The 25869-nt window shown below is 69.0% G+C and carries 26 protein-coding genes and 1 pseudogene; 11 read left to right on the top strand and 16 right to left on the bottom strand.

Features of this window, described 5'->3' with window-relative positions:
• Nucleotides 1-38: 38 nt before the first annotated feature.
• From KCH87_RS31745 to KCH87_RS31735, 3 genes are all read left to right on the top strand, one after another.
• Nucleotides 39-926, top strand: coding sequence for a helix-turn-helix transcriptional regulator (locus KCH87_RS31745; RefSeq protein WP_210590244.1), 888 nt, complete (start codon nucleotides 39-41; stop codon nucleotides 924-926).
• A gap of 118 nt (nucleotides 927-1044) precedes the next feature.
• Nucleotides 1045-1536, top strand: coding sequence for a DUF2975 domain-containing protein (locus KCH87_RS31740; RefSeq protein WP_210590242.1), 492 nt, complete (start codon nucleotides 1045-1047; stop codon nucleotides 1534-1536).
• Nucleotides 1536-1757: a helix-turn-helix transcriptional regulator gene (locus KCH87_RS31735; protein WP_010981499.1), complete on the top strand. Its 222-nt coding sequence runs from the start codon at nucleotides 1536-1538 to the stop codon at nucleotides 1755-1757. The genes KCH87_RS31740 and KCH87_RS31735 overlap by 1 nt, the downstream gene beginning before the upstream one ends.
• Before the next feature lie 143 nt (nucleotides 1758-1900).
• On the opposite strand, the gene KCH87_RS31730 is transcribed toward KCH87_RS31735, so the two are convergent.
• Entirely contained in the window at nucleotides 1901-3067 is a 1167-nt protein-coding gene (locus tag KCH87_RS31730) for an NAD(P)/FAD-dependent oxidoreductase (RefSeq protein WP_210590239.1), read from the bottom strand.
• 325 nt (nucleotides 3068-3392) lie between these two features.
• Between KCH87_RS31730 and KCH87_RS31725 the strand changes: the two genes are divergently transcribed.
• Nucleotides 3393-3749, top strand: coding sequence for a peptidase inhibitor family I36 protein (locus KCH87_RS31725; RefSeq protein ID WP_210590236.1), 357 nt, complete (start codon nucleotides 3393-3395; stop codon nucleotides 3747-3749).
• 429 nt (nucleotides 3750-4178) lie between these two features.
• Here the strand turns inward: KCH87_RS31725 and KCH87_RS31720 are convergent, their stop codons facing one another.
• The 7 genes from KCH87_RS31720 to KCH87_RS31690 form a co-directional block, all read right to left on the bottom strand.
• Nucleotides 4179-4529, bottom strand: coding sequence for a hypothetical protein (locus tag KCH87_RS31720; RefSeq protein ID WP_210590233.1), 351 nt, complete (start codon nucleotides 4527-4529; stop codon nucleotides 4179-4181).
• A 524-nt stretch (nucleotides 4530-5053) separates the two neighbouring features.
• Complete coding sequence (locus KCH87_RS49425; protein WP_247197120.1) at nucleotides 5054-5272, bottom strand: hypothetical protein; 219 nt, start codon at nucleotides 5270-5272, stop codon at nucleotides 5054-5056.
• Nucleotides 5273-5422: 150 nt separating this feature from the next.
• Nucleotides 5423-6724, bottom strand: a complete 1302-nt coding sequence (locus KCH87_RS31710; protein ID WP_210590229.1) for a dihydrolipoamide acetyltransferase family protein — start codon at nucleotides 6722-6724, stop codon at nucleotides 5423-5425.
• A 19-nt stretch (nucleotides 6725-6743) separates the two neighbouring features.
• A complete protein-coding gene (locus KCH87_RS31705; protein ID WP_210590227.1) occupies nucleotides 6744-7712 on the bottom strand; it encodes an alpha-ketoacid dehydrogenase subunit beta in 969 nt (322 codons plus the stop codon).
• On the bottom strand, nucleotides 7709-8845 hold the full coding sequence (locus KCH87_RS31700; RefSeq protein WP_210590224.1) for a thiamine pyrophosphate-dependent enzyme: 1137 nt from the start codon (nucleotides 8843-8845) through the stop codon (nucleotides 7709-7711). The genes KCH87_RS31705 and KCH87_RS31700 overlap by 4 nt, the downstream gene beginning before the upstream one ends.
• A gap of 87 nt (nucleotides 8846-8932) precedes the next feature.
• Nucleotides 8933-9694 (bottom strand): SDR family NAD(P)-dependent oxidoreductase, encoded by a 762-nt coding sequence (locus tag KCH87_RS31695; protein WP_210590221.1) that lies wholly within the window; start codon nucleotides 9692-9694, stop codon nucleotides 8933-8935.
• A gap of 50 nt (nucleotides 9695-9744) precedes the next feature.
• Entirely contained in the window at nucleotides 9745-10896 is a 1152-nt protein-coding gene (locus KCH87_RS31690; RefSeq protein WP_210590219.1) for an acyl-CoA dehydrogenase family protein, read from the bottom strand.
• 162 nt (nucleotides 10897-11058) lie between these two features.
• Between KCH87_RS31690 and KCH87_RS31685 the strand changes: the two genes are divergently transcribed.
• The 4 genes from KCH87_RS31685 to KCH87_RS31670 all read left to right on the top strand — a co-directional run bounded on the left by KCH87_RS31685 (nucleotide 11059) and on the right by KCH87_RS31670 (nucleotide 13986).
• On the top strand, nucleotides 11059-11514 hold the full coding sequence (locus KCH87_RS31685; protein ID WP_210590217.1) for an Lrp/AsnC family transcriptional regulator: 456 nt from the start codon (nucleotides 11059-11061) through the stop codon (nucleotides 11512-11514).
• Between the two features lie 184 nt (nucleotides 11515-11698).
• A complete protein-coding gene (locus tag KCH87_RS31680; RefSeq protein WP_210590214.1) occupies nucleotides 11699-12508 on the top strand; it encodes a class II aldolase/adducin family protein in 810 nt (269 codons plus the stop codon).
• Between the two features lie 50 nt (nucleotides 12509-12558).
• Entirely contained in the window at nucleotides 12559-12963 is a 405-nt protein-coding gene (locus KCH87_RS31675) for a RidA family protein (RefSeq protein ID WP_210590211.1), read from the top strand.
• A 78-nt stretch (nucleotides 12964-13041) separates the two neighbouring features.
• Nucleotides 13042-13986 carry an alpha/beta hydrolase gene (locus KCH87_RS31670; RefSeq protein ID WP_210590208.1) on the top strand — a complete coding sequence of 315 codons (945 nt, stop codon included), beginning with the start codon at nucleotides 13042-13044 and terminating at the stop codon, nucleotides 13984-13986.
• A 126-nt stretch (nucleotides 13987-14112) separates the two neighbouring features.
• On the opposite strand, the pseudogene KCH87_RS31665 reads toward KCH87_RS31670, so the two are convergent.
• Nucleotides 14113-14867: pseudogene (locus tag KCH87_RS31665) on the bottom strand (SDR family oxidoreductase).
• A gap of 15 nt (nucleotides 14868-14882) precedes the next feature.
• The gene (locus KCH87_RS31660; protein ID WP_210590542.1) at nucleotides 14883-16361 is read right to left on the bottom strand and encodes an FAD-dependent monooxygenase; all 1479 of its coding nucleotides are present in this window, start codon (nucleotides 16359-16361) and stop codon (nucleotides 14883-14885) included.
• 119 nt (nucleotides 16362-16480) lie between these two features.
• Between KCH87_RS31660 and KCH87_RS31655 the strand changes: the two genes are divergently transcribed.
• Together KCH87_RS31655 and KCH87_RS31650 are read left to right on the top strand one after the other, a co-directional pair.
• Nucleotides 16481-17092, top strand: a complete 612-nt coding sequence (locus KCH87_RS31655) for a TetR/AcrR family transcriptional regulator C-terminal domain-containing protein (protein ID WP_210590205.1) — start codon at nucleotides 16481-16483, stop codon at nucleotides 17090-17092.
• Nucleotides 17093-17179: 87 nt separating this feature from the next.
• Nucleotides 17180-17770: a helix-turn-helix domain-containing protein gene (locus KCH87_RS31650; RefSeq protein ID WP_210590203.1), complete on the top strand. Its 591-nt coding sequence runs from the start codon at nucleotides 17180-17182 to the stop codon at nucleotides 17768-17770.
• Between the two features lie 15 nt (nucleotides 17771-17785).
• Here the strand turns inward: KCH87_RS31650 and KCH87_RS31645 are convergent, their stop codons facing one another.
• Together KCH87_RS31645 and KCH87_RS50810 are read right to left on the bottom strand one after the other, a co-directional pair.
• The gene (locus KCH87_RS31645) at nucleotides 17786-18481 is read right to left on the bottom strand and encodes an alpha/beta fold hydrolase (RefSeq protein ID WP_210590201.1); all 696 of its coding nucleotides are present in this window, start codon (nucleotides 18479-18481) and stop codon (nucleotides 17786-17788) included.
• Nucleotides 18482-18644: 163 nt separating this feature from the next.
• Nucleotides 18645-18848 carry a hypothetical protein gene (locus KCH87_RS50810; RefSeq protein WP_210590568.1) on the bottom strand — a complete coding sequence of 68 codons (204 nt, stop codon included), beginning with the start codon at nucleotides 18846-18848 and terminating at the stop codon, nucleotides 18645-18647.
• 481 nt (nucleotides 18849-19329) lie between these two features.
• Here KCH87_RS50810 and KCH87_RS31635 point away from each other — a divergent pair, with 481 nt between their 5' ends.
• Nucleotides 19330-20262, top strand: a complete 933-nt coding sequence (locus tag KCH87_RS31635) for an endo-beta-N-acetylglucosaminidase H (protein WP_210590199.1) — start codon at nucleotides 19330-19332, stop codon at nucleotides 20260-20262.
• Between the two features lie 135 nt (nucleotides 20263-20397).
• Here KCH87_RS31635 and KCH87_RS31630 read toward each other — a convergent pair whose 3' ends face one another.
• The 4 genes from KCH87_RS31630 to KCH87_RS31615 form a co-directional block, all read right to left on the bottom strand.
• Nucleotides 20398-22017: a PucR family transcriptional regulator gene (locus KCH87_RS31630; RefSeq protein ID WP_210590197.1), complete on the bottom strand. Its 1620-nt coding sequence runs from the start codon at nucleotides 22015-22017 to the stop codon at nucleotides 20398-20400.
• Between the two features lie 157 nt (nucleotides 22018-22174).
• The gene (locus KCH87_RS31625; RefSeq protein WP_210590196.1) at nucleotides 22175-23569 is read right to left on the bottom strand and encodes an FAD-binding oxidoreductase; all 1395 of its coding nucleotides are present in this window, start codon (nucleotides 23567-23569) and stop codon (nucleotides 22175-22177) included.
• 37 nt (nucleotides 23570-23606) lie between these two features.
• Nucleotides 23607-24272 carry an HAD-IA family hydrolase gene (locus KCH87_RS31620; protein WP_210590193.1) on the bottom strand — a complete coding sequence of 222 codons (666 nt, stop codon included), beginning with the start codon at nucleotides 24270-24272 and terminating at the stop codon, nucleotides 23607-23609.
• A 30-nt stretch (nucleotides 24273-24302) separates the two neighbouring features.
• Complete coding sequence (locus KCH87_RS31615) at nucleotides 24303-25658, bottom strand: MFS transporter (protein ID WP_210590190.1); 1356 nt, start codon at nucleotides 25656-25658, stop codon at nucleotides 24303-24305.
• Nucleotides 25659-25869: the final 211 nt, after the last annotated feature.

The following is a 25869-nucleotide window of genomic DNA, read 5'->3' as shown; positions in this document are numbered from 1 at the left end:
ACACCCCTCTTCGGGGCTCTCGGCCTTACCGTCGAGACGTGGACAACCGTGAAGAGATCCGCGAGTTCCTGACCTCGCGCCGAGCAAAGATCACCCCGGAGCAGGCGGGGCTGCCGTCCGGCAGCCGACGGCGCGTGCCCGGCCTGCGCCGGAGCGAGGTCGCCGCCCTCGCCGACATGAGCGTCGAGTACTACGCCAAGCTCGAACGCGGCAACCTCGCCGGCGTCTCTCCGGCCGTCCTCGAAGCCGTCGCCCGCGCCCTCCAGCTCGACGACGCCGAACGCGCCCACCTCCTCCACCTGGCGCAGGCCGCCGACGGCTCGGACGCCCTCACCCGCTCCCGACGCCGCGCCACCCGGCAGTGGACGCCCCACCGCAGCCTGCAATGGACGCTGGACGCCATCACCGCCGGCCCGGCATTCGTCCGCAACGGCCGCCTGGACCTCCTCGCCACCAACCAGCTCGCCCGCGCCTTCAACGCCGACGTCTACGCCGCGCCCCTCAACCAGGCGAACCTCGCCCGCTTCAACTTCCTCGACCCTGCCTCCCGCCGCTTCTACCCCGACTGGGACCAGGCCGCCGACGTCACCGTCGCCATCCTGCGTACCGAGGCCGGCCGCAATCCCCACGACAAGGAACTCCACGACCTCGTTGGTGAACTGTCCACCCGCAGTGACGAGTTCCGCACCCGCTGGGGCGCCCACAACGTCCGCCACCACGGCACCGGCACCAAACGCTTCCACCACCAGGCCGTCGGCGAACTCACCCTCGCCTTCGAGGGCCTGGAGATGGCCGCCGAACCCGGCCTCACCCTCACCATCTACACCGCCGAACCCGGCTCACCCTCCGATGAGGGCCTGCGCCTCCTCGCGTCCTGGGCCGCCACCCGAGAAGCCGACGCCACGGAACCCTCCACCACCAGCTGACCACGGCTTACGGCAGCCAGCCGTGGTGGCGGACCGTCGTTGGTCAGGGCTTCCCACCCCTTGCTTCTCCTATCGAAAATCGATAGATTCCCATCGTGACTCGATGGGAGGATGGGTTGTGGGAAAGCTGACAGTGCGTGCGCTGCGCGCCGTGCTCGTGGTGGTGCTCGCCGGCACCGTGCTCGTACAGGCATTCATGGTGTGGGCGTTGGCCAGCGGGAGCGATCCGGAGGACGGGTCGCTCCCGCTGACCCCGCTGCGCGTGATCACGATCCTGGGCTTGGTCTCGGTCCAGGTCGCCCTGGTCTGCGTATGGCGGCTGGTGACGATGGTGCGACGCGGAACCGTGTTCTCCCACGCCGCCTTTCGGTACGTGGACGGCGTGATCGGCGCGATCGTGGCGGCTGCCCTCGTGTGGTTCGCGGTCACGGTCATCAATGCGCCGGGCCAACGGGACGACCCGGGCGTCACCGTCATCATGGGCGGGATTGCCATGGCCATCCTGGGGGTCGCGCTCATCGTGCTCGTGCTGCGGATGCTGCTCGCCCAGGCCGTCGCGCGCGACGTCGAAGCGGCGCAGATGCAGGCTGAGTTGGACGAGGTGATCTGATGCCGATCGCCGTCGACATCGACGTGATGCTGGCCAGGCGGAAGATGTCCGTGGGCGAGCTCGCAGACCGCGTCGGGATCACGCCCGCCAACCTGGCCGTACTCAAGAACGGCCGCGCCAAAGCGGTTCGCTTCGCGACGCTCGCCGCTCTCTGCGAGGTGCTCAAGTGCCAGCCGGGCGACCTTCTGCGCTGGGAGGCCGAGGACGCCGCGGGCGGATGACGTGCCCCTGGGTGGGCGTGAAACGCCTGGCTCCACCGGCCCGCGACACGGCGAAGACCTCGAACAGGTGCAGGGTGGCCGTCCGTGATTCGTCATCCGGCCGGGTCACCGTCTGATCAGGAATCTGTCCTGGGAACTGCCGTTCACGGCTCGGGCGTTGCGATGGGCCGGTTCCATTCCAGCAGGCGGGCCAGTTCGTCATCCCCGGTCGGCGGCGTGGGCGTTCTACCGGTGCGGGAGGGTGTGTGCACGCCGCGGGAGATGTTGCCGCTGACGCTGGTGTTGTGTTCCGCGCGCGGGCGGCGGAGTGTCTCGTAGACGGTCAGTGCGGTGTCGGTGTCGGGTGTGTCGCGCAGGGCTTTGGCAAGAATGACGGCGTCTTCCATGGCCATTGAGGCGCCTTGGCCGGTTGCCGGAGAGGCCGCGTGGGCGGCGTCGCCGATGACCAGCGTCCGTCCTGAGCGCCAGGGTGCTCCCGTCGGTATCTCGGTGGCGTTGGTGACGAGGATGTCGTCGGTGGTGGCCGCGACGATGCCGGCGGCCGGGGTGGCGTCATCGCGCAGTAGCCCCAGCAGCAGGTCGCGCCACTGGCCGTGGGTGCCGTGCGCGATGTCATCGGTGGCCAGGGGCTTTCCGGCCACGCGTGCGAACCAGTACGTCCGCCCGCCGGGCGACACCGCGTAGCCGAAGGCGGCCGCGCTGCCGCGCACCATGGTGATGCGTTCGTCGTCGGCCTCCTCGGCCAGAGAGAGGTGAGTGGTGTAGCCGTAGAGCACGTACTCGCCCGCGTAGCGCGGCTGTGTGGCCGGGGCGATCGTCCGGCGGACGGTGGAGTTCAGGCCGTCGGCGCCGATGAGCAGGTCGCCCGTGGTCGTGCTGCCGTCGGTGAAGTGTGCGGTGACGCGGTCGGTGCCGTGCTGGACGGACGCGAGCGGGGCGCCGTGCCGGATGGTGATGCCCCGGTGGACGGCTTCGGCCTGTAGCGCGGCGTTGAGTTCGCCGCGACGCAGGCACCGGTAGCGGAGCACGGGGTTGTCGGACTCGCCGAGCGGCCTGTGCGCGACCTCGGTGCCCGCACCGTCCAGGACACGCATCGAGGTCAGCGGGAAGCCGGTGCCGGTGACCGCGCTGGAGGCGTCGATCTGCGCGAGGGCTCGCATGCCGTTGCTCGCGAGGGTGAGGAAGGCGCCGATGTCCTCGGCCGAGTCGGGGTGTGCCTCGTAGACGGAGACGTCGAAGCCGGCCTTGTGCAGGGCCAGGGCCGCCGTCGTACCGGCGACCCCGCCGCCGATGACAAGTATGCGGGTCACGGTGTATCGGGCTCCTCCGTGGATGGCGTGGGCAAGCTGCACATTGTGTTGCGGGAAACGCACGGGCCGGCCCACGGGGTTCCCGTGCACGGGGTGCGCCCGGCCCGGGACATACGGTCCGCCTGCGCCCTTGCAGCGGCCTGTTCGCGGCCGGGCGTCGCGGGCGTGGTGTCCCCGGGAGGGGGCGTTGAGGGTGCGAGGACGGCGCCGGCGAGGGCGGCGCGATGCCCCGGCACACATTCCGGCCCACGGTACGTCCCGGCTTCCTCTGATCAGTCCCTCAATAGCCCGTCTCGCAAAAAGGGCGCGAGGACAAACCAAGGAGATGCCCGTTCGGAAGCTGAGACTTCCAGCCCTGTTGCTCACGCTGCTCGCCATGACGGCCGGCGGAGTTGTACTCGCCCCGACAGCATCCGCCGCCGAGCCGTGCGGTGCCGGATGGCTGTGCCTGTACAAGGGCCGCAACTTTACCGACATGGCTTACATGACTCAGCGGCACGGCTACTGCCGGAACCTCCTCGACTTCGGAATCACCAACGTCGGGTCCTACCGCAACAACCTCTCCGTCTACGTCGACTTCTTCGATCCGAGCCAGGACGACAACGTATGGAGCATCCGCAACGGCGGCAGCAGCTCCGACGCCACTTCGTTTCAGGACGAGCGGTACGTCTGTACGCGCTGAGGCTCCGTCTGGTCCGGGACGAACGCTTCGGCCACGATGAGGCGCAAGCGGCCGAAGAGTGCTGGACTCCTGGGCGGGGCTGGGCCGTTGGTGCTTGCTGGTGTGGACTCGGGGCGGGGTGAGGGGGAGCTGGACCGGAGAGGGATGACACTCGTGCGCCGTCCCTGACCGCTCCCCGCCTGACGGGCACTCTGCGGGAAGCCCGGCCGACGGGGAAGCGTCCTCGCTGCGGCAATGACCGACGAGGCGCCCGTCATCACCGGCGATCTCACGGCCTCTACAGCCCGCACGCCTGACCGTCAGGACAGCAGCCGTTTCTCTCGTGCTCGGTTACTCCACGTCTCGAAGTGCGGGGGAGGGCGAGGCCTGGCCGTCCGGGCAACGGCGAATCCCGGCGCGGGACGACCGCGCCGGGATTCGATGGCAGGCTCAGTACCGCGTGGGGAAGAGCTGGAGCTTGGCCTTGCTGCCGGAGACCGACTTCACCCAGATCTTCAGGTTGTTGAACTGGACGGTGCCGCCCGGGCTGGTGCTGCCGGTGAGGCTTCCGCCGGCGGCCGACATCTTCACGGTCCGGGAGCTGATGCTGGTGATCTTCAGCTTCCCGAAGCCGAACGTACGGCTGTTGACCGTGATGGTCTTGGGCGCGGACACGGTGGTCTTGCACCGCCCGTCGTAGCAGGGCCCGTTGGCGGCGGACGCCACCGGCGTCATCAGGCCGAACCCGAGTGTGCCCGCCATGGTCAGCGTCACGGCAGTCGTCGCGGCCCGTCGGCGCATGCCGGCGGTGGTCACAGGAATGGCGGCTGTCTGTCGGCCCGTACGGTTACGGTTCACGTCATCGCCCTTTCGGTGGGTCGGAAACGGTACGGCGGGGAAGTTCCTGCGCCGTCGGAGCCCCGGGCGCCCTGGTGCACCCGGACCCGAGCCGGCCGGCTGGTGCCCCGCTGCACCGATTCCAGCGCCCGCCCAGTTGTTCAGTAACCCGCCTCCTCACCCTGAACAACCCACGCCACGCCCGGGACAGGCGGCCGGCAAGCGCGCCAGCAGACGCCCAACGCAGTGGAGGCCGTCATACGGCTCCGCCCGTCCGGCCTCACGCGGTGTCAACTGACCGCGTCAGCTCGCCCGTTGAGCCATGCCGGACGGGCCGGACACGGGCAAGGAGGAGGCGCCGGCATGAGCCCGAACGACGACCACGGCGCTGGATATAGCTCCGTGGCAGCCAAATGCGCATGTCAGGTCAGCGGGTGTATCGGGCGTAGTCGTGTCCCGTGCACACGTAGCCCCGTGTGTCCCGGGGTTTAGGCGTAGTCAGCGGGCGTCCGTTTCGTGGTCAGGCGAGGCCGAAGAGTTCGAGGGGTCGGCGGGTGTCGCGCGTTGCGGCGGAGGGCGCCGCCGATGTTCTTGACGCCGTTCAGCCGCAGGGCGCCGACGGCGAGGTTGCGGCAGGTCGCCATGGCGCGGGGTGCGTTGCCGGTCCGCAGCCGGGAGGCGCGCTGTTCGCTGCGCTGCCCTCCCACCGCGACTGGTGCGTCTGGGCCTGCGGGCCGTGCAGCAAGTACTGGCGTCGGCAGACGCGTTCGTGTGGTTGCGCCTCTATCAGCAGGAGCTACAAGGTCACGTGCCACGCGGTCGTACGCAGCCTGTGCGTCCGGCGCACTCATGCCGCTTCAGAGCATCGCCAGCCCGGGGTCGTGCAGGACGGCGGCCAGGTCGGCCAGTAGCTGGGAGCCCTGTTGGCCGTCCACGAGTCGATGGTCGAAGGACAGTGCCAGCTGAGTGACCCACCGGGGCTCGATCTTCTCGGTCCCCGACGCGTCGGTCACGACCCAGGGGGTGCGGCGGATGGCGCCCAAGGCCAGGATGGCCGCCTCACCCGGGTTCAGGATCGGCGTTCCTGTGTCCACACCGAACACGCCGACGTTCGTGATGGTGATGGTCCCGTCCATCATCGACTGGGGCGTTGTCCTGCCGTCGCGGGCCGTGCTGGTGAGCGCGGCGAGTGCTTCGGCGAGTTCACGCAGCGACATCCGGTCGGCGTGCTTGATGTTGGGGACGATGAGCCCTCGCCCGGTCGCGGCGGCGATGCCCAGGTTGACGTAGTGCTTGAGCACGATCTCCTGCGTCGAACCGTCCCAACTGGCGTTCGCTTCGGGGGTGTTGCGCAAGGCCAGCAGGAGTGCCCGTGCCAGGAACAGCAGGGGCGTGACGCGCAGTTCACGGAACTCGCGGCGGGCGGCCACCGTGTCCCGAAGCCGCATGGTCGCGGTGATGTCGACCGTCATGAACTCGGTGACGTGCGGTGCCGTGAACGCGGAAGCGACCATGGCGGCCGCGGTGTGCTTGCGGACGCCGCGAATCGGGATGCGGGTCTCGGCCGCAGGCTCCGGCGTCCTGGGCTTCGGAGCTGCCGCCGCCACGAGCCCGGCCTCCGCTGCCCGACGCACATCGTCGCGGGTGACGGTGCCCACCGGGCCTGTGGGTGTGACGGTCGTGATGTCGACGCCCAGGTCCTTGGCGAGTTTACGGACGGGAGGCTTGGCCGCTGTCCGCTCTGTGGCCGGTGCCTGGACGGGGGTCGGCGACGGCGGAGCCCCGGGCCGACGGCGTCTGCGGCGACCACCGCCCTCCTGCGGTCCGTACCCCACCAGCAGCGCCTCCCGGTCGGAGGCCGTTGCCATGTCCGTGTATGCGGCCGGAGGATCCGTGGCATCGGGAGTGTCGCTGGCGTCACCGAGGATGGTGATGAGGGGTTCGCCCACGGGCAGGGTCTCCCCGTCCGGCGCGTGCAGCGTCCCAACAACACCCGCATACGGGGAAGGCAGTTCGACGGCGGCCTTGGCCGTTTCCACCTCGACGAGGATCTGGTTGATCTCCACGGAGTCGCCCACCCGCACTGCCCATTGGAGAATCTCGGCCTCGGTAAGGCCCTCGCCGACATCGGGCAGCAGGAAAACTTGCTCTTTCGACACGGTGACCCGCACCTCCTCTCTAGTAACTCATGCTGAGGTCAAGGGCGTCGAGGATCCGGTCGACCCCCGGAAGCCAGTCCGCCTCAAGACGGCTCGGCGGGTACGGGGTGTCATATCCGGTGATCCGGAGCACCGGCGCTTCGAGGAAGTGGAACTCCTCCTGCTGAATCCGCGCGGCCAGCTCCGCCCCGAACCCGTGGGACAGGGAGGCCTCATGGGTGACCAGGGCCCGGCCGGTGCGGTGGACCGACTCCCGTACGGTGTCCAGGTCCAGCGGTGACAGGCTGCGCAGGTCGATGACCTCGACGCTGCGGCCCTCTTCGGCAGCGGCATCGGCTGCTTCGAGAGCTGCCGGCACCATGGGGCCGTACGCGATGAGGGTGGCGTCGGTGCCGCTCCGCAGCACGCAGGCTCGGGCGAACGGCGCCGGCGTCCCGTCGGTGACCTCGCCCTTGGTCCAGTAGTGCCGCTTGGGTTCGAGGAAGATCACCGGATCGTCGTCGTCCACGGCCTGGCGGATCATGTCGTACGCGTCCTGCGGGTTGGAACAGGTGACGACCTTGAGTCCGGGGGTGTGGGCGAAGTAGGCCTCGGGTGATTCCGAGTGGTGCTCGATGGAGCCGATGCCGCCGCCGAACGGGATGCGGATGACCACGGGCAGGGTGATCACACCGCCCGAGCGGTGCCGGAGCTTCGCGAGCTGGCTGATGATCTGGTTGACGGCCGGGTAGACGAAGCCGTCGAACTGGATCTCGCACACCGGGCGGTATCCGCGCAGGGCGAGACCGATGGCGGAGCCGACGATGCCTGCCTCACCGAGGGGGGTGTCGATGACTCTCAGGCTTCCGAATTCCTTCTGCAAGCCGTCGGTTACGCGGAACACCCCGCCGAGGCGTCCGATGTCCTCGCCCATCAGCAGGACTTTGGGATCGTCCGCCAGGGCTTTGCGGAGCCCGTTGTTGAGGGCCTTGACCATGGAGATGCTCATCGAGTGGCTCCGATCTCCTGGCCGGAGGCGAGGAACTCCGCGTGCTCGGCCAGTTGGCGCCTGAGCTCGGCCGGCATGTCCGTGTAGGTGTTCTCGAAGGGCGACGCGTTGTCCGGCGCGGGCAGTGACCGGCAGCCAGCCCTCAGGTGTACGGCCAGTTCCTGTTCTCGTCGCTCGATATCGGCGAAGTACTCCTCGTCCACTTCGCCGCTCGCTGTGAGGTGCAGGCGCAGACGCTCCAGCGGATCCTTGGCCATCCACTCGTCGGTCTCGGCGGACGGCCGGTAACGGGTGGCGTCGTCGGCGGTGGTGTGCGCGTTGATCCGGTAGGTCACCGCCTCGATCAGGGTCGGCCCGCTGCCGGACCGGGCACGTGCCAGCGCTGCACGGGTCGCCGCGAGACAGGCCAGCACGTCGTTGCCGTCGACGGGCACGCCGGGAAAGCCGAAGCCGGCCGCGCGCTGAGCGACGGGGACACGGCTCTGCACGCTGTACGGAGCGGAGATGGCCCACTGGTTGTTCTGGCAGAAGAACACCACGGGGAGGTTCTGGACAGCGGCCCAGAGGAACGCTTCGTTGGTCTCGCCCTCGCTCAGGGCTCCGTCACCGAGGAAGACCAGTACGGCGGTGTCGCGTGTGTCGTCCCCGGAGCCGATCACGTCGTCTCGGACCAGGCCCATGGCGTAGCCGACCCCATGCAGGGTCTGTGCGCCGATGACCAGGGTGTAGAGGTTGAAGCGACGCTCGTACGGGTTCCAACCGCCCAGTGTCGAACCGCGGAAGAGGCCGAGGAGCGACACCGGATCGAGTCCGCGGCACCAGGCCACGCCGTGCTCACGGTAGGTGGGGAACACCATGTCCTGCTCGGCCAGCGCATAGGCCGCACCGACCTGGGCCGCCTCCTGACCGCGCAGTGAAGGCCACAGGCCCAGTTCCCCCTGACGCTGTAGCGCGATCGCCTCGGAATCCAGGCGGCGTACCAGCGCCATGTCCCGGTAGAGCGCGGGCAGATCGATCGCGGAAGGGAGTTCGAGTCTGCTGTCGGGCCCGAGCACACCCTCGGGGGAGAGGAACTGGATCGGACCGTCGGCGGGTTGGGCGCCCTCGGTCGTCTTGGCTTGCTTACGTGGCATGGCGGCTCTCGATTCGGATGCTCGCGTTTCGGATGCGCCGCCGATCAGGGCGCCGGCGGATGGCTGGACAGCAATCACCGCTGCCTGTCAGCGCGGTGCCATACGGAGCGCTCCGTCGAGGCGGATCACGCAGCCGTTGAGCATGGGGTTGTCGATGATGTGCTCGACCAGCGCGCCGTACTCGTCCGGCGCACCCAGCCTGGAGGGGTGGGTCACTGAGGCCTCCAGGGCCGCACGCGCCCGCTCCGGCAGTCCTGCCATGAGCGGGGTGTCGAACAGGCCGGGCGCGACGGTGACCACGCGGATGCCCTTGTCCGCCAGGTCCCGTGCGGCGGACAACGTGAGCGATGCGACGCCGCCCTTGCTCGCGGCGTAGGCGGCCTGCCCGATCTGTCCGTCGTAGGCGGCGATGGAGGAGGTACAGACGATGATCCCGCGGTCGCCGTCGACGGGGTCGTTGCCCGCCATCACCGCCGCGGCGTTGCTGAGGACGTTGAAGGTCCCTACGAGGTTGATGTCCACCACGCGGCGGAACTGGTCGAGCGGGAGCACACCCCGGCTGCCGATGATCCGCCCAGGTGTGGCCACTCCGGCGCAGTTGACGGCCACCCGCAGCGGGCCGAGTTCAGCGGCCGCGGCGAACGCGGCCCGCACCTCGGATGCGTCCGTGACATCGGCCGCTGCGAAATGCGCCGGGCTGCCGAGGTGGTCGGCGAACTCACGGCCCGCTCCGGTGGGCAGGTCCAGCACCACCACGGTGGCTCCCTGCCCGTGCAACCTCTCGGCCACAGCACGCCCGAGGCCGGAAGCGCCGCCGGAGACGACGGCTACGGCATCGCGATACTGCATGGCAGTTCTCCTCACATGAAGGCACGAAGGCGTTGGCGCCGCGGCGATGGTCAGCGTGCGGAACCCGCGAGTTGACGGCTGATCACGAGGCGCTGGATCTGGTTGGTGCCTTCGAAGATCTGCGTGATCTTCGCTTCCCGCATGAACCGTTCCACCGGGTGGTCGAGCACGTATCCCGCGCCGCCGAGCACCTGCACCGCATCGGTCGTGACCGCCATCGCCGTATCGGTCGCGATCAGCTTGGCGATACTGGCCTGCCGGGTGTACGGCTGCCCGTTGTCCTTGCGGCGTGCGGCGACCAGGTAGGTCGCCCGGGCGGCTTCGGTCCTGGCGGCCATGTCGGCCAGCAGGAATCCGACGCCTTGGTGGTCGATGATCGGTCGCCCGAACGTCTGCCGCTCCTGGGCGTAGTCGACGGCGTAGTCCAGCGCGGCCTGCGCGATGCCGACGGCGACCGCGGCGATCCCGAGCCGGCCCGCGTCGAGAGCCGACAGGGCGATCTGCAGTCCCTGGCCAGGGGCGCCCACGAGTCTGTCCTCGGGGATGACCGCATCCTCGAAGTGCATCTCAGCAGTGGTCGAGCTGCGTAGACCCATCTTGCGTTCCGGTGTCCCCGCGACAAGCCCTGCCGTGTCGGCGTCGACATGGAAGCAGGAGATGCCCCCGCTCTCGTCAGGGGAGGTCCGCAGGAACACGGTGTAGAAGTCGGCCTGACCGGCATGGGTGACCCAGGCCTTCGTGCCCCGTGCGGTCCAGCCGTGCGGCGCTTGCGCGGCGGACGCGCGCAGCGCCCCGGGATCGGAACCCGCGTGGGCTTCGGACAGGGAGTACGCGCCCAGGGCTTCGCCGCTCAGCATCCGCGGCAGGAGTTCGGCCCGCTGCGCCTCGGTGCCGAACGTGGTCACCGGGTGACAGGACAGCGTGTGCACACTCATGCCGACGGCCACCGCGGCCCAACGCGCGGCGATCTCTTCCAGCACCTGTAGGTAGACCGTGTAGGGCTGGCCCCCGCCGCCGACGTCCTCACTGAACGGCAGAGTCAGCAGCCCGATCTCGCCCAGGAGACCGAAAACGTCGCGCGGGAACCGGCCCTCGTCCTCGAACTCGGCGGCCCGTGGCCCCAGTTCCTTGTCCGCGACGTCCGTGACCAGTTCCAGCAGGTCATTGGCCTCGCGGGATGGCAGTTCGCGTTCTACTTTCACTGCTGGGCCCTCTCCTGTCGGTCACGTCCTCGTGGGTGACCACAGTCGACAGCTCGCTCCCCATGGTGCAATTAACCTGCTGAGATCTTGTTGTGCACGCAAACTTTATTGAGTCGGATCAAGGTTCTACGCAAAGAACCTGCTCGCGAGTGAGGTGCGACCATGCCGGATACCGAGCACGTCGACAGCGTCGACACGATGATCATCGACCTGCTGGTGCAGGACGGCAGGCGGACGGTCACGGAGATCGCGGAGCAGGTCAGCCTGTCCCCCTCCGCCGTGAAGCGGCGCATCGACCGCCTCGAACGGGTCGGGGTGATCGCGGGCTACACGGTCATCCTGGATCACGGCAAGCTCGGGTCCAGCTTCGAGGCGTTCGTCGAGCTGAGGTTCGCGGGGGACGTGAAGGTCGAGATGATCACCATGGCGGCCACCAGCGTCACGGAGGTCCTCGAGGTCTTCACGGTGGCCGGGGACCCAGACGCGCTGGTCCGGGTCCGCGTGTCCGGCGTCCAGCATCTGCGGGATGTCATCGACCGGCTGCGCCGCTCAGGGCCGGTGATCGGGACAAAGACCTTGATGGTGCTGGGTGCTTGGCGCCGGGACGGCCGAGCCTGATCCAGCAACTCCGACGAGCCGCATCGGGCGTCTCGCCACCTTTCCCGTAACCTCGGATGCGGCGGAAGCACGGCACGATATTTGCCCGTGAGGCATATGAATTTGCCTCACGGGTTGACTTCCCTGGTTTGCCCGGCGCACGCTGAAGGAGGCCCAACAGCACCGATCAGGGAGGCATGAGCACATGTCCGTGTCGACTGAGAGCGCCGGCGCAGAGGATCTGGACAGCATCGGTGAGCTCGACATACCGCAGTTGTCGGACGTGAAGGGTTCGGTCGAGTCCGAACGCCGGCACCGCAAGGAACAGCTTGCGATCGCCTTCCGCGTCTTCGCGCGGTACGGGTTCGACGAAGGCATCGCAGGACACATCACGGCACGCGACCCGGAGTTCCCCGACCGGTTCTGGGTCAACCCGTACGCCGTGCACTTCTCGAAGATCCGGGTGAGCGATCTGCTGCTCATCGACGAGCAGGGCCAGGTGATCGAGGGCGATCGCCGCACCAACAAGGCCGCCTTCTGGATCCACTCCTCGATTCACCACGCGCGCCCCGACGTGGTCGCCGTCGCGCACGCTCATACGATCCACGGCCGGGCGTTCGCCTCGCTGAACAAGCTGCTCGACCCGATCGTCCAGGAATCGTGCGCCTTCGCCGGGGACCACGTGCTCTTCGACGAGTACAAGGGCCTCGTGCTGGAGCAGGCGGAGGGCGTGCGCATCGCCGACCGGCTCGGAGACAGCAGGGCCGCGATCCTGCGCCATCACGGGTTGCTCACCGTGGGCCGGTCCGTCGAGGAGGCGGCCTGGTGGTTCATCACGATGGACCGGGCCTGCCAGATGCAACTGCTGGCCGACGCGGCGGGACAGCCGCGGATCATGAGCGACGAGGAAGTGACTCTGGCTCACCGGCAGTTCAGCAACGCCAACATGGCGCGGCACAACTTCAACCTCCTCGCCGGACTCGTGGTGGACGAGGAACCCGACGTCCTGGAGTGACGGAGATGCCGACGTGTGTGCGCCGACCCTGAAACAAGAGTGGAGACGCAATGCCAATTCAACGAGTGAACCCGGATGTTCTCACGCCCCCGATCCAGGGCCTCTACACCCACGCGGCGATCGGCACGGGCACCCGCTTCATCGCGATCGCCGGGCAGATCGCGCTCGACTCCGACGGCGAGCTCGTCGGACCTGGAGACCATGAAGCGCAGGCCGAGCAGGCCTTTCGTAACTTCAGGGCCGCGCTGGAAGCCGCCGGGGCCACTCCGGACGATCTGATCAAGAACACGATTCACGTCGTAGGTCACAAACCCGAGTTGATCGGTCCCATCTTCGCCGCGGGTCACCGTGCCTTCGACGGCAAGTGGCCGGTGTCAGCGAGCACTTTCCTCGGTGTGCAGACGCTCGGTCTGCCCGAGTGGCTCATCGAGGTCGATGGGTTCGCGGTGCTGTAGTGAGGCACGCCGAGCGACCTCGCCACTCGGGCACGTCCGCTTCCCGCGTATCCGCGGGTCTACGGCAAAGGAGTCCTGGTGCCGCTTCTCCCTGGCGTGCAGCGCCTCATCGACATGGCCTCGGACGGTCCGTCGTTGGCGGACATTCCCATCCAGCAGGCCCGGCTTCAGCTCGACACGTTGGCGGCGAGCTTCGGCGCGGGTGACCAGGTCGGCTCCACCACCGATGTCGACATCCCGACGCCATCAGGAGCCGTCCCCGCGAGGGTGTATCACCCGGAAGACCATTCCGGCCTGCCGCCGTTGCTGTACTTCCATGGCGGCGGATGGTCGGTCGGTGGGCTCAAGACCTCTGACGCCGTGTGCCGCAAGCTCACCGCTCGCAGCGGGGGAGTGGTGGTGAACGTCGACTACCGGCTGGCACCCGAGAACCCGTACCCCGCCGCGGTCGAGGACGCATTCGCCGCAGCGGCCTGGCTCAACCGGAACGCCGCAGATCTCAACGCCGGCGGACCGGGGATCCTCGTCGGTGGTGACAGCGCCGGGGGCAATCTCGCCGCGGTCGTCGCGCAGGCCTCGCGGTTCACGGACGACTTCACGGTCCGCGCTCAACTGCTCATCTGCGCGGCGGTGAACCTTGTCCAACGCCATGGTTCCTACGTCGAGTTCGCCAAGGGCTACTTCGTGTCGACGAGCGAATTCGAGTACTGGATCAGCCTCTACGCACCTGGACAGGATCTGTCGGACCCTCAACTGTCCCCGGCCGCCGCCACCGACCTGGCGGGCACACCTGCTGCCTTGGTCGTCACGGCCGAGTACGACCCACTCCGCGACGCCGGGGAGGAGTACGCCCGCGCTCTGCAGGCGGCCGGGGTCGACGTATCCCTGCTCCGAGTCGCCGGGCAGGTCCACGACTTCCCGGTGCTGGGTGATCTCATTCCCGAGGGCGACGCGGGGGTCGACGGCATCGTCGACCGGTGGCGCGCGCTGCTCGCAGGCGGGCCTGAGGCGAACTCCGCCTGATTTCCCCAGCACAGGGCGGCCATCGCGAGTTCCCGCGATGGCCGCTGCTTTTCGCCTCGGGTCGACCTCGATGGCAATGGGCACGGGGAGCTGTGCAAGCGCCCCGCGCCCTGTGGCCGAACAAGGTCAGAAGCCGCGCCGGGCCCCGCCGTCCACCGACAGCATCACCCCGGTCACGTAGGAAGCCGCCGGCGACAGCATGAACGCGCCCGCACGTCCGAACTCCTCCGGCGCCCCGTACCGCCGCAGCGGAATCCCGGACTCGTTGGCGGCCCGCCTGGTCTCGGGATTGGGGGACAGCCCGTCCAGCTCGCGCATGCGATCCGTACCGATCCGCCCCGGTAGCAGCCCGAAACGCGGATGCCCCGCGGGCCCAGCTCGTCCGCGAGTGACTTGGCGAACCCGGCGAGTCCGGGCCGCAGTCCGTTGGAGATGACCATCCCGGGGGCCGGCTCGTGCGCCGTGATGGACAGGACGAACCCGATGGAGCCCTCGTCCTTCAGTTCGGCGGCGGCCGCTCGGGCGAGCCGTACCGCGCCCAGGAACACCGACTCGAACGCCGCCTGCCACTGCTCGTCGGTGTTGTCCGCCACGTTGCCCGCGGGCGGTCCGCCGACACTGACGAGGATGCCGTCGAAGCCGCCGAACAACTCCCGTGCGGTGGCGATCAGTTGTTGCGGCGCCTGCGGGTCGGAGTTGTCCACGGCGACTCCGGCCGCGTTCGGCCCCAGCTCGGCCGCGGCCTCGGCGGCGCGCTTCTCGTCGCGGCCGGTGACGACCACCTTGGCCCCGTCGGCGACCAGTTCGCGCGCGACGGCGTAGCCCAGCCCGCGTGTGCCGCCGGTGAGGACGTACACCCTGTCCTTCAGTCCGAGATCCATGAACCCGGTCCCCTTCTAGCGGCCCAGTGCGCTGGCGATGACGGCGTCCACGTGTGCCCCCAGCTTGGTGTCGTCCTCCTCCGCCCAGGCCCACGCGACATGTCCGTCGGGCCGGATCAGGGCGGCGCGTACGTCCCCCCAGGCGTCCCGCGTCCGGTCGGGCGCCCCGCCGTGCACGGTGATCCGCTCCTGAGCGCGGTCGGCGAGCGCTCCGCCTGCCGTGAGGTCGAGCAGCACGTACGAGTCCGCCCGCAGCGCGCCGAACAGGGTGCTCTCCGTGCCGGTGAGGGTGAGGTCGGGGGCGCGGGTGCCGGTCACCGGGTGGGCCGTCGGGTCGGTGCTCGGGTAGGCGACGTCGAGCGCGGTGAGCCGGCCGGCCAGCACGTCGCTGAACTCCCGTGACTGGGGGACCATCCGGCTGAGCAGGTCGCGCAGGGCGAGTCCCTCGGGCGAGAAGGCGTGGAACAGGTACGTCTGCGCGCGGCTGTGCTCCATCAGCTGCTCACCGACCGGGTACCGGTCGCTGTGGTAGCTGTCCAGCAGCCCGTCCGAAGCCCAGCCGTCGATCGTCGCGGCCAGCTTCCAGCCGAGGTTGAAGGCGTCCTGGAAGCCGACGTTCATGCCGACGCCGCCGGTGGGGTAGTGCTGGTGGGCGGCGTCGCCCGCGAGCACGACGCGTCCGCGCCGGTAGTGGGTGGCCAGCCGGGTGGCGTTGCCGAAGCGGGAGAGCCAGGACGGGTCACGCATGCCGAAGTCATCACCGGCGATGTCGATGACCTTCTGCCGCAGTTCGTCCAACGTGAGGTCGCCGGGCCACTCGGTGGTCATGCCGTCGGGGCTGGTGCCGGCGATGCGCCACTGGTTGTCGGGCAGCGGAATGATCATCAGCCCGCCGTGCTCGCCGAAGCGGTTGAAACCGGGCGCGGGCGGGTTGTCGAAGAGGACATCGCCGAGCCAGCCGAGGTAGGTGGAGGGCGTGCCGGGGAAGTCGATGCCGGCGGCCTCGCGCACGGTGCTCTTGGTGCCGTCACAGCCGGCGATGTACTCGGCCTGGATCTCGTACGGTCCTTCCGGCCCCTCCACCCGCACGGTCACCGAGTCCGCGTGCTCGGTGAAGCCGGTGACGCGGTGCCCGCGCCGGATGGTGGCGCCGAGGCCGAGGGCGTACTCCTCGAAGAGCGCCTCGGTGCGGGCCTGGGGGATGAAGAGGGTGTACGGGAACGGGGTGTCCATGACGGAGAAGTCGAGCCGGTTGGCGAGGTTGGCGAAGTGGCCGTTGGAGATCTTCAGGCTCTCGTCGAGGAACCGCTGGTGGATCCCGCGTGAGGCCAGCACCTCGACGCCACGCGGGTGCACGGTGAGCGCCTTGGAGCGCTGGTCGATCTCGGTGCGTACTTCCAGGACGGTGACGGAGATGCCGTTCAGCCGCAGTTCGGCGGCGAGCCAGAGCCCGACGGGGCCGCCTCCGGCGATGACGACCTGCGCTGCTTCCACCTGCTGTGTTTCCACGGGACCACCCTTTTGGTTGGTGACCAGATTTCTGGCACGGCGAAGGCTCCTGGGCAGCCTCTTGGTCGCTGACCAAGAGCCCTTGGGTGCAGTAAACTAGGTCAGTGACCAACAGGCAACAGAGTGACCGACTGGATCCGGCCGCGGTGATCCGCGCGGGACTGGACCTCCTGGACGAAAAGGGCCTGGACGCGGTGTCCACGAGAGCGGTCGCCGACCGGCTCGGCGTGCGGATCAACACGGTGCAGTGGCATGTGAAGACCAAGCTCCGAATGCTGGAGCTCATGGCCGACGCCGTACTCGGCGAAATTCCGCTGACCGACCTGCCGGCCGCCCCCGACGAACGCGCCCGTGAGCTGACCCGCCGCTACCGCCGCGCCCTGCTGTCCCATCGTGACGGTGCCGCACTGGTAGTGGGCACGTACGCCGCCGAGCCGCACACCCTGCGCTTCGCGGAGACCCTGGTGGAGGCGCTGCTGAAGTGCGGCCCGGGTGACCGCGAGGCCGCGTGGACGGCGTGGGCGGTCATCTACTTCACCCTGGGCCTCACGCAGGAGGAGCAGGCGGTCGACCAGCGCCCACTGGGCTCCATCCTGGCCAGGGCGATCTCCGAGAAGACCTATCCCTCCCTCCACCGCGTGGCCGGACATCTCGCGCCGACGTCCTTCGACGAACGGTTCGAATCCGGGGTGGCTACGATCCTTGCCGGGCGGTGAGGGGGGCCGGCCGGGACCGTTCGGCCGCCCCGCGATATTCGCCACCTCGGCAACCTGCTTTGTCTGTGAGGTGTGTATGTTACGGCCATGGCGCACGAGAACGAGGTAGACGCCTGGGTAGGTCATCGGCTGAGAGACCTGCGCAGCGAACGCGGCATCACGCTCGTGACCTTGTCCGAGCAGACCGGTATCTCCGTCACACACCTCTCCCGCCTGGAGAAGGGGCACCGGCAGCCGTCCATCGGCAGCCTCCTCCAGATCGCCCGGGTGTACGGGATCTCGGTGAGTGAGCTGATCCAGGAGCAGGAGCCGGAGGACTACCACCTCGTACGAGGCAGCGATGTGGTCGAGCACCCCGGGCCGGACGGGCACTACACCGTCCTGAGCGGCCCGGGATCGACGATCGCGGTCATCCGTGTGGAGGTGGAGCCCGGAAAGTCGACCAGGGACGCCAAGCATGCGGGCGAAGAGTGGCTGCACGTCCTTTCGGGCGACGTACTGTTCCGCCTGGACGGCAAGGACATCACCCTGAGCTCCGGCGATTCGCTTCACTTCGACTCGTCGAAGGTTCACCGCTTGACCAACAAGAGCGAGAAGCCCGCCACCGTGCTGGTCGCCTCGACCGCCGCGACGATGCCGATGCATCACCCGGTGCCGTCAGCGAAAGCCCGGCGCTGACCATTCGCCCACCGGTCAGAGGAGCAAGAGCAGTTCGCGGGCCAGGACCCGCGGTTGCACCAGCACCTCGACGTGAGTGACCTCGGTGAGGGTGACGAGGCGAAAGCCGCGCTTGGCCGCGGCAGCTGCGGTGTCGTTGAAAAACTCCTGGGCCGCGCAGTGAATGTAGGTCACTTCCTTGCCCTCAAGGACGTCCTCGCTGCCCGGGCCCAGCGGTTCGGCATGGGTGAGGAGCGGCATGGGGGTCAAGCGGCCCTCCAGCCACGTGGCACCGTCCTCGTCCGCGCCAAGCGCGCGCGGGTCCAGTGGGGCGACCTCCCAGTCCGGGCCTCCCTCGGGGGCCGTGAACGCGTCTTCCAGCCAGGGCAGCACCGCGAAGGCCGACTCGCCGGTGATGGGGGCGAAGGCATCGACGTACACGATCTGGCTGATGCGATCCGGGACCAGGGCCACCACCCCCGTGATGACCATGCCGCCGTAGCTGTGGCCCACGAGGATCGCGTTGTCGACCTCCTCGATGGTGAGCAGGTCGGCAATCTCCCGGACATGGGTGGAGAGCCCCACCTCCGGCCGGGACAAGTCGTGTTTCTCGGCGAACCCGGTGAGCGTGGGAGTCAGTACACGGTGGCCGGCCTCTTCCAGGACGGGCCGCATACGGTCCCAGACCCAGCCTCCACCCCAGGAACCGTGAATCAGCACGAACGTCGACATCTTGCTCTTCCTCCTGCACGTCGCGGGTCCCTGCGGACGCTCCCAGGATCGGCCGAGCAGAACACACGGTCAACCTCCGAGGCGATACTATTTGCCCGGTAGGCAAATTTGGCTCGCCCCGGAGGGCGTGGACCCGGGTCCACAAGGCCGAGGTGGAAGCCGGTCAGTGTCCCGGCACCTCGTCGGAGGAGGTCGCGGAGATCAAGCGACTGAAGGCGGAGAACGCCGAACTGTGGCGAGCCAATGAGATCCGGAAGGCGGCGTAGGCCTTCTTCGCCGACGGGTCTCCACCGTGGCTTGGCAACGCCTTGCCCCAGAACGGTGGCACCACGTGGGTGTGGACGTCGATACGATCTGCCTTTGCCATGAGTGTTTCCCTTGCGGCCGCCACCTTCGGCAGAGGCGCCTGAACGTGGCTTGCCGCCGAGTTTGGTCGGCGTCAGTCGCCTTCAGTGATGAAGTCGGCCAGAGCGGCAGCGACGTACCGATGGACTCCGTCGCCCAGAAGGTGGTGGCCCGGGTGAGGATGAAGTCGCCGGGAAGGCCTTCTCGAAGTCGCCGTTCTTGTCGCTCCACTTCCTCCACCGCTGCGGCAGCAGGGCCGGCATGCCGATGGGGGAGTCGTTCAGACCGGGCCGCCGAACTCTCTCCGGAGCATCTCGACCGTGGGTCTGAACGCACCAACTCCCTTACGCAGGGGCCGGGTTGTGTCGCGAGGTGCGTGGGAGTCGTGAAGATTTTGCGCGCGGTTCTTGGGATTCGGTCACGGGAGAGGAAAACTCGGATGGCTCACTCGGCGCTTTCGAACAGGTCGGGCGCCGATCCATGCGATGGGAGACCGATCAACGATGTTCACTCTGGTACGGAGCAGAGTGCGGACGGCCGCGCTCGCGCTCTCGGCCGTCGCGGCCCTCGGCTTCGGCGCGGCCGCCACGGCCGCCACGACCGGCGCGTCAGCGGCACCCGCTCCCGCTCCCGCGAAACAGGGACCGACCTCGGTGGCGTACGTCGAGGTGAACAACAACAGCATGCTGAACGTCGGCAAGTACACCCTCGCCAACGGCGGCGGCAACGTCTTCGACGTCGCCGTGATCTTCGCGGCGAACATCAACTACGACACGGGTACGAAGGCGGCGTATCTGCACTTCAACGAGAACGTGCAGCGAGTCCTCGACAACGCTGTCACGGAGATAAGGCCGTTGCAGCAGAAGGGCATCAAGGTCGTCCTCTCGGTGCTCGGCAACCACCAGGGCGCAGGCTTCGCGAACTTCCCGTCCCAGCAAGCTGCTTCGGCGTTCGCGAAACAAATGTCGGACACCGTGACCAAGTACGGCCTCGACGGGATCGACTTCGACGACGAGTACGCCGAGTACGGCAACAACGGCACCGGCCAGCCCAACGCCAGCTCGTTCGTGCACCTGGTGACGGCGCTGCGCGCGAACATGCCGGACAAGATCATCAGTCTCTACAACATCGGCCCGGCCGCGTCCCGTCTCTCCTACGGCGGCGTCGACGTCTCGTCGAAGTTCGACTACGCCTGGAACCCGTACTACGGCTCATGGCAGGTCCCCGGCATCGCGCTGCCCAAGTCGAAGCTGTCCCCGGCGGCCGTCGAGATCGGCCGGACCTCGCAGAGCACGGTCGCCGACCTCGCCCGCCGCACCGTCAGCGAGGGGTACGGCGTCTATCTGACGTACAACCTCGACGGCGCCGACCGCAGGGCCGATGTCTCCGCGTTCAGCCGGGAGCTGTACGGCAGTGACGCCGTCTACACGCCGTAAGGCGACCGCACGCCCCGGCGCGCGGTGCTCCCTCGGGGCTTGCCGAATCCCTTAGGGCCGCGATCCGTACAGGCCGCGCCCTCGACAACGATGTCGGGGGCGCGGTGCGGGTTGACCATTCGTGATGGTTGTCGGTCAGGGTGGAGGCTCGCCGAACGGATGTCCTGCCGTGTGACCGTGCAGTGCCTCGAATGCCGTCAACGCCACGTGGAGCTGGGTGCGCTGGGCGCCGGACTCCAGGTTCGTGGCCAGGAGACGTTCGATGCTGTGCAGGCGTTGGTAGAACGCCTGGCGGGACAGGCCGACGTGCTTGGCGGCGATCGATTTGTTGCCGGCGGCGTCGAGGTAGGCGCGCAGGGTGGTCAGCAGGTCGCTGCCGTGCCGGGCGTCGTGCTGGACGAGGCGGCCGAGCTGCCGTTCCACGTACTTCTGGACGCGGACGTCGTCGCGCAGGGAGTAGAGGAGTTCCGGCAGGCCCACATCGGAGGCGACGTGGAACGCTCGGCCCCAGGACGCGGGGCCGACGGCGTCGGCGACCTCTTCGGCCTCGCGGAACGACCGGGTGACCTCGCCGAGTTCGGTGACCGACGGGCCGACCGCGACGACGACGCCCTCGCCGAACACGGCGCGCAGATCGCGGGCCACGCGTTCGACGACGGGCTGCCACGCGCTCGCCCGGGCCAAGGCCATCAGCAGCCCGGTACGCCGCTCTGAGAGATCCCCGACCAGAGCTTTGACGCCCGATGTGGGCAGTTCCCCGGCGAGGTGGTCGGTCACCGAGGTGCCGCCGCGCGTCGCCTCCGTGTGGTCGACGACGACTGGGAGGAGGCGGTGGCCCGTCGTCGGGAGTCCGAGGGCCTCGGCCCGCAGCCGTGCCTCGGTGCGGCTGCGGTAGCGCCAGTGCAGCAGATCGAGCAGGACCGAGCTGTGGGCACGCCGGTCCCAGGCGGGGCGGCCGGTCAGCCGGGCCAGGGTCAGGGCGGTGGCGGCCTGCTCCAGGATCATCGTGTGCTCCGGATCGAAGGGTGGCCCGGACGCCAGGGGCAGCATGATCAGGCGGCCCCATCGGCTGCCCCGTTCGTCGACCGGTGCCACCAGCCAGCCCTCGGGCCCGCTGACCGCCGCCCGGTCCGGCGTCGCGGCGGTACGCGAGCGGCGCGGCCAGGCCTCCAGGACCTGCCCGTCCGTACGGCCGGCCTGGGCGCAGATCACCGCGTGGTGGATCAGGTTCTCCAGCACCACCGGACATTCGGCGAGGTCGGCCGCGGTCTGCACGAGCTCCTCGGCTTCCGCACCGCGCAGGGTGAGCGACGTGAACAGCTCCTGCACGTGCTGGGCGCGGCGCAGCAGCTCGCCCTGCGCGTCCAGGATCAGTGCGTGCACGGTCTGGGTGACCTCGATGAAGCGGACCCCGCGCGTGAGCACGATCAGGGGCAGGTCCCGCTCCCGGCACGCGCCGACCAGTTCTGGTGGCGCCTGCTGGTAGCGGCGGCCCAGCTCCACGACCAGGCCCGCCACACCGACGTCGGCCAACTGGTCCACGTACGCGCGCAGTTGGGTCGGATCCGACGGATGCGGCATGCCCGTCGTCAGCACCAGCTCGCCCCCCTCCAGGAAGGAGGCGGGGTCGAGCAGTTCGGTGACGTGGACCCAGCGGACGGTTCGGTCCAGCTGCTCCTCGCCGGCCGCCACCCGGGGCAGGCCCGCGGTGATGACCGGCAGGCGCAGTACGTCGGCGACCGTGAGGAACGGCATGGGCGGGCTCCTCCGGAGACGTGGTGCAGGGTGACCACTCTGCGGTTTGCTGCGCGGGCTGCGCAAGGTGCGCCTGTTCGTCGTGGGGTGCCATGGTGCGTCGGCGGGTGCGGGTTCGTTGTGGCTGGTCGCGCAGTTCCCCGCGCCACTGGGTCGGCTATGGGCGGCGTGCGATTTGATCTGCGAACTTGGCTATTGGTGACGTCCTTGCCCTGCCGCCCTTCTCATGGCGGTCCGCCAGTCGGTAGGCGATGTACAGGCCGCGCACCCCCAGCCACCGGAACGGCTCCGGCTCCCAGGTGCCGGGGCGGTGGCCCGTCCACGGCAGTCGGGTCAGCCGGGACTCGCGGCCCAGTACCAGGTCGGTCAGCGTCCGCGCGGCGAGGTTCGTCGAGGTGACGCCGTGGCCGACGTAGCCGCCTGCCCAGCCGAGGCCCGTGGCGCGGTCCAGGCCCACCGTCGCCGACCAGTCGCGGGGGACCGCGAGCACCCCGCACCAGGCGTGGTCGACGCGGGCGCCGGTGGTCTGCGGGAGCGCCGCGTACAGGGTCTCGGTGAGCTGCGCGATCGTACGGTCGTCCACGCGGCCGTCGGTGTCGGTGCGGGAGCCGAAGCGGTACGGCACTCCGCGCCCGCCGATCGCGATCCGGTCGTCCGGGGTGCGCTGCGCGTACAGGTGGCCGTGCGCGGTGTCGCCGAGTGTCTCCCGGCCCGTCCAGCCGATCTCCTCCCACAGCTCCTTCGGCAGCGGCTCGGTGGCGATCATCGAGCTGTTCATGGGCAGCCAGGCCCGCCGCAGCCCCTTGAGGGACGCGGTGAAGCCCTCCGTGGCGCGCAGTACGACGGGCGCGGTGACGGTGCCGTGCGGGGTGACCGCCCGGCCCGGTTCGATGACCGTGACGGGTGACTTCTCGTAGAGGGTCACTCCGAGCCGTACGACCGTCTCCGCGAGCCCCTGGACCAGGGCCGCGGGCTGAAGTCGCGCGCAGTGCGGGGTCCAGGCCGCCGCCGTCATGCCGGCGATGCGGATGCGGTCCGCGGCCTCCTCGGGTGTGAGCATCACGGCGTCCGTGACCCCCCACTCGTGGTCGGCCTCGGTCTTGTGTCGCAGCCGCGTGGCCTGGGCCGGGGTGCGGGCCACGCGCAGGGTGCCGCCCTTGACGATGTCGGCGTCGATGTTCTCGCGTGCGGCAACGGCGATGATCTCGTCGACGGTCTCGTTCATGGCGCGCTGGTGGTCGAGTACGGCGTCGCGGCCGTACTGCTCGGCGAGCCGGTCGCGGTTGCCGGGGACGAGTCCGGACGCCCAGCCGCCGTTGCGGCCGGAGGCGCCGTAGCCGGCGAACTCGGCTTCCAGGACGGTGATCCGCAGCGAGGGATCGGCCAGTTTCAGGTAGTACGCGGTCCACAGGCCGGTCAGACCGGCGCCCACGATGCACACGTCGGCGTCGCGGTCACCGGGCAACGCCGGTCGGGGTGCGGGGAGTTCGGCGAACCAGTGGGAGATCCGGCCGTTGACCGGCTCGGGGCGGCCGAGCGTGCGGGTGCTCACGGAATATCCTTTCAACGTCCTTCCTGAAGGGCCGGGTTCAGACGCCGAGCAGCGGGGGCAGCCCGGAGAGGTCCTTGATCTCCTCGTACGGCTGGTAGGCGGCCGAGCCCGGGAAGCCGTACCGGTTCACCCAGATCCGCCGCATGCCCTCGTAGCGCTTGGTCGGCATGATGTCGTACTCCCAGCCCTGGGCCGTGTGGATGATGTCCTCCGGCCCGCGGCTGGTGGCCTTCATCAGGTACTCGAAGGCCTGCGGAAGCGGCTTGTAGGCGCCCGCCTGCTCGGCGGTCAGGACGTAGTCCCACTCGACGCCGAGCTCGTCGACCGCGTACTGGATCAGGTCGTCCTCGCTGTTGGAGAGGATCGCGATGTCGTACTCGCTCTTCAGGCGGCGCAGCGCGTCCGGGACCTCCTGGAACGGCTGGAACTTCTTGATGGCCTCGATCAGCGCGTCGCCGTCCTCGTCCCGGTAGTCCAGGCCGTGCAGCAGCATGACGTTGCGCAGAGTCCGGCGGACGATCTCCCGGTAGGGACGGTACTCGTCGACGACGCCCTGGAAGCGCATGACGTACGCGTCATGGTGGAACTGGTCCGCGTCCACGCCGAGTTCGGCGAGCCGGTCCTTGACGATCTCGTGGGTGGCGGCGCGGGTGTCGAAGTTGATGAGGGTGCGGTAGCAGTCGAAGCTGACGACCTTGCGCATGCAGTGAACTCCTTGATGAGGGGGGTGTGTTCAGGACCGGCTGCTGGCCTCGGCCAGGCCCAGGTCCTTGGTCTCGGGGGCGAGGAAGTACGACACGGCGAGGCCGATCAGGGTGATCACGACCGCGATGCCGAGCGTGCCGCGCACGCCGAGGTCGTCGGCGGCGATCGGGAGCAGGAAGGTGGAGGTGGCGGAGCCGACGCGGCTCATCGCGGTGGCGATGCCGACGCCCGTGGCGCGCAGGTCGGTCGGGAACAGCTCGCTCGGGTAGACGAACTGGAGCCCGCTGCCCGCCGCTTCGAAGAACTGGAACGCGGCGAACAGCGCCACTACGAGGAACGCCCAGTGCACCGGCAGCACGGCCAGCGCGAACAGCGAGACGTTGATGCAGACGAACGTGCTGATCAGCAGCGAGCGCCGGCCGATCCGGTTGACGACCACCAGGCCGAGTGCGATGCCGGCGACCGCGAGCGTGGTGATCAGCGCGCTGGCGCCGTACGTGCTCTCCACCCCGAACGCGGACAGCATCTGCGGCTGGAAGGAGCGGACCGCGAAGGCGGGCGCGACCTGGCAGATCCAGAAGACGGAACAGAAGACGACGGGGACCGTGTAGCCGCGTTTGAAGATCTCGACGAGATTGCCGAGGCCGGAGCCGCCGCGCTGCTCCTGCCGGGTCTCGGAGAGGAGTTCGGCGGTGTCGATGTCGTGGCCGAGGTGCTTGCGTACGACGGCCTTCGCCTCGTCGATCCGGCCGCGCGAGGCGAGCCAGCGCGGCGACTCGGGGATGCCGGCCCGGAAGACGAGGAAGACCAGCGCGGGTATCGCGCCGGAGGCCAGCATCCAGCGCCAGGAGTCGTCGCCGAGGCCGGTCAGCGCCCAGCCCACCCAGTAGCTCACGCCGTACCCGAGCCACCAGGCCAGCACCAGGCCGGACAGCGCCGGGCCGCGCAGCCTGCGGGGGACCAGCTCGGTGGTGAGGGCGGACGCGATGGGGTAGTCGGCGCCGATCGCGATGCCGATGAGCAGCCGCAGCACCATCAGCTGCCAGGCCTCGGTGACGAAGAACTGGAGCGCGGAGAAGACCACGAAGGTCGCCAGGTTGAGGACGTACATCAGATGGCGGCCGACTCGGTCGGTGATCGGTCCGAAGACCGCGCCGCCGATGAACACACCGATCAGGACGGAGGCGGCGATGAGGCCGGTCCACAGGGCGTCCAGGGCGAGGGCCGGGGTGATGAGACCGAGGGCGACGCCCATCACGCCGAGCAGATAGCCGTCGCAGAACGGGCCGCCCATGGCGACGGCCATGATCCGGCGGTGGAAGGGACTGACGGGCGCGTCGTCGAGCGACGCGGCCCCACCGGTGGTGGATGAGGTCACGGACATGCTTGAGGCTCCTGGGGGGGACGCAGGGCGGAGGAGGTCGTGCGTCAAGCATTGGAAGGCGTGTGTGCAGCAAGGGAGTGCGTACGCCGCTGTACGCCGGAGAGACCGACAGCTCACAGGGGGTCTGGTGAGGGCGGTCCGGGGTTGCACATCACCCTGGTTCAGCGGACGGCCACCGTCAATGAACACCGTGTTCCGCCGGAGAACGCCG

The organism is Streptomyces sp. GESEQ-35, assembly GCF_017948485.1.
In the GTDB taxonomy this organism is placed as follows: domain Bacteria; phylum Actinomycetota; class Actinomycetes; order Streptomycetales; family Streptomycetaceae; genus Streptomyces.
Note: the sequence above shows the minus strand (reverse complement) of the source record. Positions and strands in the feature narration are given on the sequence as shown.